This is a genomic window from Saccharopolyspora sp. NPDC000995, from assembly GCF_053599315.1.
The window spans coordinates 1-11151 of record NZ_JBSFLZ010000179.1; the positions used below are offsets into that span (position 1 = coordinate 1).

General features: G+C 66.7%; 9 protein-coding genes and 1 pseudogene. 7 read left to right on the top strand and 3 right to left on the bottom strand.

All coding sequences use genetic code 11. From position 1 onward, the window contains the following. Nucleotides 1–202: hypothetical protein (locus ACWDKQ_RS33325; protein WP_450142743.1), on the top strand; the 202-nt coding region annotated here is incomplete at its 5' end. Between the two features lie 296 nt (nt 203–498). Here ACWDKQ_RS33325 and ACWDKQ_RS33330 read toward each other — a convergent pair. Then, the gene (locus ACWDKQ_RS33330) at nt 499–1560 is read right to left on the bottom strand and encodes a ParB/RepB/Spo0J family partition protein (RefSeq protein WP_450142744.1); all 1062 of its coding nucleotides are present in this window, start codon (nt 1558–1560) and stop codon (nt 499–501) included. A gap of 1655 nt (nt 1561–3215) precedes the next feature. Between ACWDKQ_RS33330 and ACWDKQ_RS33335 the strand changes: the two genes are divergently transcribed. From ACWDKQ_RS33335 to ACWDKQ_RS33360, 6 genes are all read left to right on the top strand, one after another. After that, nucleotides 3216–4457: an MFS transporter gene (locus tag ACWDKQ_RS33335; RefSeq protein WP_450142745.1), complete on the top strand. Its 1242-nt coding sequence runs from the start codon at nt 3216–3218 to the stop codon at nt 4455–4457. Between the two features lie 80 nt (nt 4458–4537). After that, on the top strand, nt 4538–5494 hold the full coding sequence (locus tag ACWDKQ_RS33340; protein ID WP_450142746.1) for a hydroxyacid dehydrogenase: 957 nt from the start codon (nt 4538–4540) through the stop codon (nt 5492–5494). Nucleotides 5495–5520: 26 nt separating this feature from the next. Then, a complete protein-coding gene (locus ACWDKQ_RS33345) occupies nt 5521–6618 on the top strand; it encodes a zinc-dependent alcohol dehydrogenase (RefSeq protein WP_450142747.1) in 1098 nt (365 codons plus the stop codon). Then, on the top strand, nt 6599–7699 hold the full coding sequence (gene argC, locus ACWDKQ_RS33350) for an N-acetyl-gamma-glutamyl-phosphate reductase (protein ID WP_450142748.1): 1101 nt from the start codon (nt 6599–6601) through the stop codon (nt 7697–7699). The genes ACWDKQ_RS33345 and argC overlap by 20 nt, the downstream gene beginning before the upstream one ends. Then, nucleotides 7689–8894 (top strand): phosphoglycerate kinase, encoded by a 1206-nt coding sequence (pgk, locus tag ACWDKQ_RS33355; RefSeq protein ID WP_450142749.1) that lies wholly within the window; start codon nt 7689–7691, stop codon nt 8892–8894. The genes argC and pgk overlap by 11 nt, the downstream gene beginning before the upstream one ends. Then, nucleotides 8891–10009 carry an iron-containing alcohol dehydrogenase gene (locus tag ACWDKQ_RS33360; protein ID WP_450142750.1) on the top strand — a complete coding sequence of 373 codons (1119 nt, stop codon included), beginning with the start codon at nt 8891–8893 and terminating at the stop codon, nt 10007–10009. The genes pgk and ACWDKQ_RS33360 overlap by 4 nt, the downstream gene beginning before the upstream one ends. Nucleotides 10010–10295: 286 nt before the next feature. On the opposite strand, the gene ACWDKQ_RS33365 is transcribed toward ACWDKQ_RS33360, so the two are convergent. Both ACWDKQ_RS33365 and ACWDKQ_RS33370 read right to left on the bottom strand, forming a co-directional pair. Continuing rightward, nucleotides 10296–10517, bottom strand: coding sequence for an HNH endonuclease signature motif containing protein (locus ACWDKQ_RS33365; RefSeq protein WP_450142751.1), 222 nt, complete (start codon nt 10515–10517; stop codon nt 10296–10298). A gap of 361 nt (nt 10518–10878) precedes the next feature. Next, a pseudogene (locus tag ACWDKQ_RS33370) lies at nt 10879–11016 on the bottom strand (transposase); the annotation flags it as partial. Between the last annotated feature and the right edge of the window lie 135 nt (nt 11017–11151).

The window sequence follows — 11151 nt, forward strand, 5'->3', positions numbered from 1 at the left end:
TCACTCCCGCCGGGGCTACCAGGTTGAAGACCATGGTGGCGAGCACCGTGCCGTGATCGTTTGCCATCATGTCCGCACTCCCAAGCATCGGCTTCTCATACCTTCTGAACGAAGCATGCTCAACGTGGGTTCATGCCTTCTTCACGATGTCTTCATGACGCTGGTTGATTGCATACTGCACGAGTACAAATACGCCACATGACCTGCGCGGAGGACACTTCCGGCAAGGCAAGGTCAGCGCGGACTCCTTGCCCAGCTGGAGGTCTTCGCCCCCAGGCGGTCGAAGCGATGAGCGGCAGCGCCAGTGCGCCAGCGCCCAACAGGCGCTTCAACCCGCGACCACGCTTCCGATTCGCTAGATTTCGCGCACGGTTTTCTTTTCCGGTATTCGACCGCACCACTGGAATCTCGACGGGCCCGTTGATCGGCTGGACGTGTTCGACTGCTGACGATGGATCAGTCGAACACCGGCCGCGGGCCCGAGACCGGCCGGGAACCTCAAGCTCCCTCCGACGATGACGACATCCGCATCGACCCCTGGCGCTTCTCCAACCGCTCGGCGAAGTTCTCCCATGCTGCGGCGCACCGCCTGGCGGTGTTCACCACGCTGCGGACGCAGTGGCGGGGGACGCCATCGACGTAGCGCTGCCACTCGTCGGAATCCAACGCGCCCACATCCAGCAGCCGCAGCACAGAGCGACCGATCTCGTTGAACCGCATGGACGGGTCACGCCGCAGCTGCTCCAGGTCGGAGACCTGCCCGTCACCGGCTTCCGCGTCGACGCCGACCCGCTGCTGGATCGCGGGCGAGGTGGATGCCTGCGCGTTGCGGCCCGTCCGCTGCTGCTCGGGCACCAGATCCCGGCCGGCCCGCAGCCGGGCGCGAACGTCATTCGCGGTGCTCACCGAGACACCGCTTGCCTGCGCCACCTCCCGGAGGCTGGCATCCGGGCATTTCGCCATCAGCTCCCCTGCACGGGACCTCCCTTCCGCCGAGCTGAGCGGACGCACCCTGCCATCCCGGCCGATCCGGCTGTCCAGCGGCGCGACGTTGCCCCCGACCCGCTTCCGGATCGCGGCGACCGTCCTGGCTGCCACCCCGGCGGCGGACGCGATCGCACGATCCGACCACTGCGGATGGGAAACGACGATGCGCGCCACCGCGGCCGATCTGTCGACCGGGGTGAGGCGGAGACCGTGCATGGCGTTCAGCTTGACCGCGATGACGAACGCGTCCTGCTCACTCCCGGCGAAAAAAACGGCTTTAATCGTTTCACGCCCTTGCGCCGCAGCGGCCCGTAGCCGGTGCATCCCGTCCACGACCCGCATCGTTTCCCGATGGACCAGGATCGGCGGGAGCTCCCCCTCCACCTCCACCAGCGCCTGGACGTGCCCCATGTCCTGGCCCGCCACCCGCACGGGTGGAGCCTGCAGGACGGACGCGATGGGAATGCATTGCATCCGGCAGCTTTCCAGCCTCTGCCGCAGCTCCGCCGCGCCACCGGAAATGTCCTCCGCGCTCAGCACTGGCCAAGCGCGTGACGAAGAAACCTCTGCCACGAACCCTCCCCCATGCAAACCTGGCACCGGGACGCCGAACAATCCGCGTCCCGCCCCACAGCAACACCGAGTACACCGACTCGGGCCTCAAAAATAGCAGCGCACACACCAACGCCCGGCGGAAATGTAGTTTTGATCACAGAAAGCTAAGATAAATTGCGCCGAACGGGTCAAATTTCGCGCATCAGACGAGTGGCACTCGAATAACGAACGCATAAAGGAAAACCATGCCGGAGCGGCATGATTTCATTTCACAAAGCTGTGATTCCGACTTCCGACGTCCGAACGATTCGCCTGATAGTCGTATCAAGCGGGTTCAGTACCGGCCGCGGGAACCGAGCAAATCGCCCGGTACCCGCCGATCCCGCCTGTTCCCCCACGCGCGTCCCGTCGACCGACCTCGATACACACGTGGGCCGATAACGGTGCCGTGCGCCCCGACGCACCATCGGCCACGCAACCCGCAAGCGTGCGAGCAGGGCGGCGGCCAGCGATCGTTGCAGGCGGTAGTTCCCAGCGCAGTAGCGCTCCTCGTTCCGACCACGTCCATCGGGGCTCCAAGCGCATGCTCCCTGGTCGCGGGGCGGCCCCGGACCAGGCGGGAGTCCTCGCTGAGGCCGCGCAGCTCGTCGGAGTGCGCGCGCAAGTAAGTTGTTCCACTCGTCACCGCAGTGGTCCTTGGTCGTGCGCAACAGCAGACGCCGCAGGACCACGCTCCGCATCGCGGGTCGTCGGCGGGGCGAGCACCCGGAAGATCCGTCCGGCCTCGACCGAGTTCTGGATGCGCGCGTGCGTCCTCGGCCACCCTGCAGCTGGGATCGGTCCGGACCAGGGCGGAGGGCTCGTCCGTCAGGGCCCCACGCAGTCTGCGGCCCGAGAACAGCATGGATAATCCCCCCACCCGTAGGAAAATTGGCGGAAGACCGACAGCTGCCGGCCCGCATCGTCGGCCCGCACCGCGTCCTCGTTACCCGCTACCCAGCGGAGCGTCGAAGTGGCCTGGCAGGCCCCCGCCGCACCGTCGGCCAGGAAGCACACCGCCGTGGAGCCCGGACCACCGCACAGGTCAGTCGCGATCGCGTCACCGGCCCGCACGCGCAGCGCAATCGAGTTGCGCAGCGCCGCCAGCAGACCCGGCGCGCCCTGCGGACGCGTTCCTCGTCGGCTGCGATCAGGTGAAAGCGGCCCACGAGGCCCACCGTCAGCCCGTCGAGATCGTCGATGGATCCCGCGCCGAAGGTTCCTCCTCGTCAGTTCCGCAGGTGCCGAGCGCCATCACCCGCAATGAGCGCGTGCGGTCTTCGCTGCGAACCCGCTGGTCTCCTCCACTATCGGCGGCTCGTATGCCAGGCGCTCGATCTGCTAGGACATGGTTCCCCCTCAGGATTTTCTTTTCCAAGGATGGAAATGAATCGTTTCCAGCGGGCGCCGCGGCGTCAATGCGACAATCGTGGCAAATAGTTGCCAACTTCGACAAACGATTCCTGTCATGATGCTTTCCAGCGGTCCGAGTCGCGTGGGAGTAGCATCTCGCCGCGAACTGTGATTGCATGGCACGCGGTTCGTCCCCGGGTTCCGAGCGCATCACGTTCGCGGCAGTGCCGTTTCCGGGCGAGCACGCCGCAGTTGTTCCCCGTCGAATTCGAGTAGGTCGCATGCGCTCATTCACTGAAAGGCGTGAAAGCCTCCTCCCGAAGGGCCGGGAGGTGCGAGCCCTGGCACTGGCGACGCTGACGAGCAGGTTCGGCCGCGGGCTGTTCTACACGATCTTGCCCATCTACCTCACCCGTTCGGTCGGGCTGAGCGTCCACGAGGTCGGTATCGGTCTCACCGCCGGTGCGCTGGTGGGACTGCTCGGCGGAGTGCCCGGTGGTCGCCTAGCGGACAGGGTCGGACCGCGGCTGGTGCGCACGGCATGCCGCTTCGCGGAAGCGCTGATGATCTGCGGCTACCTCGCGATCGGAGGCCTGCCGGGATTCGTCGTCACGGCCGCGCTGGTCACCCTCTGCGAATCGGCCGGGCAAGCGGCCGAAGGCGCGCTCATCGCGCGCGCGGTCGACCGGAACAGCCGGGTGCGAACTCGCGCTTATCTGCGGTCGGTCACCAATGCGGGCTGGATGGTGGGTTCCGCGCTCGCCGGAGTCGCGCTGCTGTCCGACACCTCTCTCGGCTATCAAGTCGTTATCGTCACCTCGGCGCTCTGCTACGCGGTCTCGGCCGTGGTCACGACGCGGGTTCCGCTTTCCGGAGCGGCACCGGAGAAGAATGCTGCCGGTAGACCAGTGGCGGTCCTGCGGGACCGGCCATATCTGGCGCTGACCGCGTTGAATGCCCTGCTGACCCTCAACATCGGGGTGTTCACCGTCGCCTTGCCGCTCTACATGGCGCAACGCACCCACGCGCCGGTCGCCTTGTACGCGGTTTTCTCCGTGATCAACACCGTCGTCGTGATGCTCTTCCAAGTACGCGCGAGCCGGCGGACCGAGACCGCGACGGGTGCCGCCCGCGCACAGCGCCGAGCAGGCTACTTCCTCCTCGCATGCTGCCTATGCTTCGCGGTTGCGGACGGGACACCCGCGTGGGTCGCCGTCGTCTTCCTATTCCTCGGTGTGGGCGTGCACGTCGTCGGCGAACTCCTGCACGCCGCGGGTTCGTGGGGAATCTCCTTCGAACTAGCACCGGAACACGCTCAGGGCGAGTATCAGGGGGTCTACGGCGTCGGGCGGGACCTGGCCCAGGTCGTCACCCCCCTCGTCGCGACCACCGCGATGGCCGGTTGGGGCTGGGCGGGATGCGTGCTCCTCGGTGTCGTCTTTCTCGCGACGGGATGCCTGGTTCCCCCGGCGACGCGATGGGCGATCGATCATGGCAGCCGTCCCGCGCCCACGCCGACGTGAACCCGGCGATCGAACCATTCAACTCTGCAGCCGCGACAACCCGAGGGGTTTCTGTGCGCAACGTTTCCGAAGATGCAGCTATGGCACCGCCGACGAGGTGGAAGGTCCTCGTCGTGGACCCCATTCACGACGAGGCCCTCGAACGTCTGCGCCGGACCTGCGACGTCGTCGTCCGCCTTCGGCCGTCGGCGGACGAGATCGTGACGTTGTCCCGCGACGCCGACGTGATCGTCCTGCGCAGCGGCGTACAGCTCTCCGCCGAGCTATTCGCCGGGGCCCAGCGCCTGAAGCTCGTGGCGCGGGCGGGTGCCGGAACGGACAACATCGACCTGACCGCCGCACGCCATGCGGGCGTCGTCGTGTTCAACGTCCCAGGAGAGTCCGCAGGCGCGGTCGCGGAACTGACGATCGGACTGCTGCTGGCGCTGGCGCGCAAGATCTCGCTGGCCGACCGGCAAGCCCGCACGAACATATGGAACAAGTCGGCGTTGGTCGGATCCGAGCTCGCGGGCAAGACGATGGGAATCGTCGGCCACGGCAACATCGGCGCGCGGGTCGCACACCTCGCGCAGGGTTTCTCCATGCGGGTGCTGACCTGCGTCGAACGAGAAGACGAGCCCCGACGCCGCGCGCTGGCAGCGAAAAACATTAAGCTCGTCGGCTTCCCGGCCATGCTCCGGGAATCTGATGTGGTCTGCCTCGTGGTCCCGCTGACGCCACGCACTCGCGGGCTGATCTCGGAACCGGAGCTCGCGATGATGAAATGCGGCGCTTACCTCGTGAACGTGTCCCGGGGTGAGATCGTCGACGAACCCGCCCTGCACGAGGCGCTGAAGCAAGGAACCATAGCCGGTGCGGCGCTCGATGTCCGCACCGACGAAGGCAGTCCAACACAACTATCCACTCTGGACAACGTGGTGCTGACCCCGCACATCGGAGCCATGTCGTCGGACGCGCAGCGGCGGATAGGCCACATCGTGGTCGAGTCGATCCACAGCGCCATGACGGGCGCACCCGTCGACAACCGGGTTTGCTGACCATGGGAGTCAACGGGGCGCGGCGAATGAAGGCCGCTGTTCTGGTGTCAGAGCGGACGATCGAGTACCGCGATGTCGACGTGCCCGACCCAGGTGAGAACGAGCTGCTGGTCCGCGTGCATGCGACGGGGGTCTGCGGGTCGGACCTCGCAACATATCGAGGCACCCACCCGTACAAGCGACCACCGGTCATCCTCGGCCATGAGCTCTGCGGCGTCGTAGAACGCGTGGGGACGAAGGTCTCCGGCTTCGCTCCTGGCGACAAGGTGTGCTCCGCGGCGTTCTCCCAGTGCGATGCCTGCGCGCCCTGCCATCGCGGTGAGGTGAACCTCTGTCGGAACCGGGCGAACCTGTGCCACTCGGGCTGGGAAGGATCGTTCGCCGAGTACGTCGTCCTCCGTGAGAACATGACGCACCTGCTTCCCAATGACGTCGACGACGCGACGGGAGCGCTGACCGAACCCTTGTCGATCGGCCTGCACGCGGTACGGCTGGTCGAGAACACGCCACCCGCGAGCACCGTCGTACTCGGTTCCGGAACCATCGGACTGACCTGTCTGATCGCGGCGAGGAAACTCGGCTTCGGCTCGATCGGCTGCGTGGACCTCGGCCCGGCCAAAGGAGCACGGGCACGGCAACTGGGGGCGGATTACTACGTCGACGCCCACACCGACAACGTAGTCCAGGCACTCGCGGCCCGGGCGCCCGAAGGATCCAACGTCACGTTCGTCGCCTCCGGCCACGACACCGTCCTCGACGAAGCGTGCGCAATCACGCGGCCCGGCGGGCAGATCGTCGTCGTGAGCTACTTCGACCGTCCCCGCCAGATCGAGCTGAATCGGCTGGTCTCGCACGGGCTAAGCATGCGGTTCTCCACCCTGTCCACGCCTCGGGACTTCGCCGAGGTCATCGAATGGTTGTCGCGCGGAGAAATAGACCCTGCACCGTTGATCAGCCACCGCCTCCCGCTCAGCGCGGCGCACGAGATCAGCCTGATGGACCACACGCCCGAGGACGTGGGCAAGATCGTGCTGTTACCGCCGTCCCTGGCCCGCAGCACGTCGAAACCAGCGGCCGACCCGGCACCAGAACGAAGGGGGACAGATGAACAACTCGACCGCTGACAAGCTGACGGTCGGCGTCATCGGAGGGACCGGATACACCGGCGGTGAGCTGTGCCGTCTGCTGCTTGGCCATCCTGCCGTGGAGGTGATCCTGCCGACCTCCCGGGAGCCACGTCCGTTCGCTCGCACCCATCCCAACCTCCGCGGCAGCGGACTGGAGTTCAGGCCCGTCCAGCGGCTGGAGGAGCAGGCCGTCGAACTCGACGTGGTCTTCTTCTGCACGCCCTCCGGTGAGGCCATGAACCGAGCGGGTCACTTCCTGGACCGCGGTGTCCGGGTGGTCGACCTCAGCGCGGACTTCCGATTCCGCGATGTCGACCTCTACCAGCGCGTCTACGGACGGGAACACACCGCCGCGCACCTCCTCCCCGAGGCGGTGTACGGGGTGACCGAGCTCAACCGGGACCGCGTCCGCGACGCCCGGCTGATCGCCAATCCTGGCTGTTACGCCATCACCGCGATCCTAGCCCTGACACCCTTGTTCAACGGCGGCTTCGTCGACCTCACCAGCCCCGTGTCAATCCACGCCACCAACGGGACGACAGGAGCGGGCACCACCCCGAAGAAGGCGATCATGCACGCCGAAGTGGCGGAATCGATGCTGGCCTACAGCCTTGAGGGCCACCGCCACGGGCCGGAGCTCGAAGCCTTCTTCGCCAACGCGATCCAGGGCCCGCCGGTCCGCATCGACATCAACACCGCACACGGCAACTTCGCTCGCGGCATCCATTTGCAGGCCAACGCGGGCTTGCGGCAGCGGCTCGACCGCGACCAGCTGCTGGAGATCTTCACCGCGGCCTACGGGCCCGGACACGAGGGAGAGCACTTCGTGCTCGTCAACGACGCTCCCAAGCAGGGTGGGGTCAACGACAAGGAGTACGACGTGTACCCGAGCCTCGGGCACGTCGTCGGCTCCAACTTCTGCCACCTCGGAGTGGACGTCGACCGGGCACGCGGCATCGCCAAGGTCGTCGCGGTGACCGACAACCTGGTCAAGGGTGCCGCCGGGTCGGCCATCCAGAACATGAACGTCCTGTTCGGACTCGATGAGACCCTGGGGCTGCGAACCTATGCGCTCTGAGGGGATGCGCGGAGTCAGGCTCCTGTCTCAGCAGGAGATCCGATGCGGGCAGAGGTGGATCTACTCCGCCGGCTTCAACGTCGGGCGCGCGCTTGCCGACACCGGGCGGATCGACGAGGAACTCCCGGCCATCGAACGCCTCTTGGACGCAGGAGCCCGGGTGGCCGTGCTCTCGCATCAGGGCAATGGCGTCGGCGACGCGAACGAACTGGATTTCGTCGCCGACTACGTCGCCGACCGGCTCGGTCGCGCCGTGGGCTATTTCCCCGGCAACGCCACGCCGGACGCGGTCGACCGCGCGCACGCGCTTCGCGCCGGTGAAGCCGTGGTGTTCGGCAACACCCGCAAGCACGCCGGGGAGATGACCAACTCGGCCGAGCTCGCCCGCCGGTTCGCCGCTCTCGGCGATTGTGCGGCCATCGGCGGGTTCTCGAAGGCGCATCGGGCTCATGCGTCCAACGTCGGCCTGCTCGGTCACCGGCCGGCCTTCGCCGCGGACAGCCTCGTCCACGAGACCGGACTGCTCGCGCCCTGGGCTGGGAGCGCGGACGAGCAGTACTCGGTGGCCGTGCTCGGAGGGGTGAAGCCGGAGAAGACCGCCATCGGCCTGGAACACCTGACCGCGACCTACGATCTCGTCATCCCGGGGGGAGTCGTCCTCAACAACCTGCTCCGAGCTCTCGGCCACGACATCGGATCGTCCACAGTGGGTCCTCGCCCCGAGAAGTCCTTGCAGGTGAGCAGAAACGTGCTGAACCGGGCGAACCGAGCCGAGCTGTACATTCCCGATGAGGTCGTGATCGCCCGCCCGAGGGGTCGTGACTTCGCCGATGTCAGAACCGTCCCGGTGTCACGCGCAGTGCCATCGGGCTACGCGATCGTCGACTTCATGCTCACCCCGTGGGTGCGCGCGAGGCTGGACCACCTCACGTCCCACGGGGGCCGGGCGTTCATCGCGGGAACACCCGCTCGCTACACCGAAGGATTCACGCGAGCCTCGGACGCGTTGCTCGGCGCTCTGCGCCACGATCGCGTCAACGCGCTGTTGCTGGGCGGGGACACGACCGCCGACCTGCCCTGGAACGGCGCCAAGTCCACCGGTGGCGGCTCCGCATTGCACTACCTGGCGTACGGAACCTGCCCCGTGTTCGATGCGCTGCGCACCAATGCCCTGCGCTGGGAGGCCACACTGTGATCATCGACTTCTCGATCCCGACCCGGGTCGTGTTCGGCCGGGGTCGGCTTACCGAGCTCGGGCGCGAAACCCGCGCGCTCGGTGCCTCCGCGCTGCTCGTGTGCGGACGGAACGCTATGCGCAGCAACGGAATACTCGCTGCCGCTTTGTCCGTGATCGGCCAAGCGGGCGTCCGCGCTGAGGTGTTCGACCAGGTGTCACCGGACCCCCGCTCCGTCGAGGTCGACGCTGCCGTCCGCATGGCGGTTCAGTCCTCGTGCGACGTGATCGTGGGACTGGGCGGAGGAAGCGCCCTCGACGCGGCGAAAGCGACGGCGATCGGAATGCGGCACGGCGATTCCGGACCGCTGGTGGGCCACACCCTCCCGGCGACCGAGGATGCCGTGCCGGTCGTCGCGGTTCCGACGACGGCGGGCAGCGGTGCCGAGGTCACAAAGGCAGCGATCATCACCGATACCGAACGTGGACTGAAATCGGGGATCCGGGGCGAGGACCTTTTCCCGCGCGTCGCCGTCGTCGACCCCGATCTGCTGCGCAGCGTGCCCGGCGGGCTCGCCGCCGAGACCGGATTCGACGCGGTGGCGCACGCCGTCGAGGGCTACGTCGCACGTCGCGCGAATCGGCTGACCCGTTTGTTCGCCGTCGAGGCGTTGGACATCCTCGGCGGCTGCCTCACCCGCGTGGTGGCCGGCGAGACCAGCGCAGAGCTGCACGAGCGGATGGCGTTGGCCGCGCTGCTGGGCGGTCTGAACGTCGCCACGGCCAGCACGTGCCTGCCCCACAGGATGCAGCAGGCCATGGGCTCGGTGCCCGCCGTCGCCATCTCGCACGGACGGGGACTCGCCACGATCTATCCGACATGGCTCGCTCACGCGTACTCGCACGCCACGGCGGAGTTCGACACCGTCGGGAGGCTCCTCGGCGACGACGACGTGCACACCGCCGTGTCGAGGCTGCTGTCCGAGCTGGGTCTGCCACGCAGACTGTCCGAAGGCGGGTTCGGTCCCCAGGACATTGACCGACTGATCGCCGGCGTGACCGGCAACGTCGACAACGATCCGGTTCCCGGGATCGACGGTGAGTTGATCCGGAAACTCTACGAGCGCGCACTTTGACTGTCCTCCCCATGGGCTCGCCCCGTCTCACATCAGCTCCACAGACATCGCCAGGAATGCCAACGGTCTACTATCACGAGGATCTTGCGCGCGCAACGCGGTGGCGCCCGGCCCAATCGCCACCCAGATGACCGCCGAATATGTATACGAAACAAGCGAAATCTCGCCAGGTCGCCTGGGCACTCCACGACCGAACCAGGGCGTCATTCTTCGCCCACCGGGTGCCGTGGTGTGAGGATGAGGTCCCGGAGGTATGCGCGGTGTTGGGCGGGTAGTGCGCGGCCACCTAGTCGTGGTGTGCCTCTGGGGTCCACTGTGGTCGGCGGGATGACACCGTTTGCTGGTTTCGTATTTTGGTTTCCCATCGCTGGTTGTGCAGGGTGCGGTGATGGTGACCGCAGAGCATGACCATGTTGCCCAACTCGGTCGCCCCACCGTCGACCCAGTGCTCGACATGCTGCGCTTCCGGGGTTCCCGGTGGCCGGTCGCATCCCGGGAACGCACACACCCCGTCCCGCTGCAGTAGTGCGGCACGGATCTGGGCGGGTGCGGTTCGCTTCGCCTGCGGTTCGCTTCACCCGCCCCACGTCCAGCGCGAGACTGTCCCCGCCGAGAACCACCGGCAGCACCCTGGCGTCGCAGGCGATGCGGCGGGCGTTTTCGGCGGTGATGGCCCGGTCGGTGTTGAGGTGCCGGGCATCCCCGTCTCGACGGCGACGAACCCGAGCCCCTTCTTCAAATCCTCGAAATCGATAGAGATGCTCATGTGCCGACGGTGCCCACCAGTACGCGCAAACCCCATCATTAGGCGTCATCGTCCGCGCATACCAGGCGAGGGTTGATGGGTCTTCGAATTTAGCCGGGCACGGTCACTTGCTGGTGACGCTGCGTGTGCGTAGGCGTTGGTTCTCGGGGTTGCGGAAGCCGTAGGCGTTGCGGGCGGCGAGTTTGACGGCTCGGTTGATGCCCTCGCTTTTGGCGTTGGTGATGCCGGTCCTGAGGAACGCTCGGCACTACATTCCTTCGGTGAATCACCGGGCCAGGGCCCTAGACCTTCATCAAGCGTGTCGGGTGGGTAGATCCGGCCTGAGGTAAGGCAAAGGCCTTATCCTGCTTGGGTTTGCGACTCCAACGCATCCCAA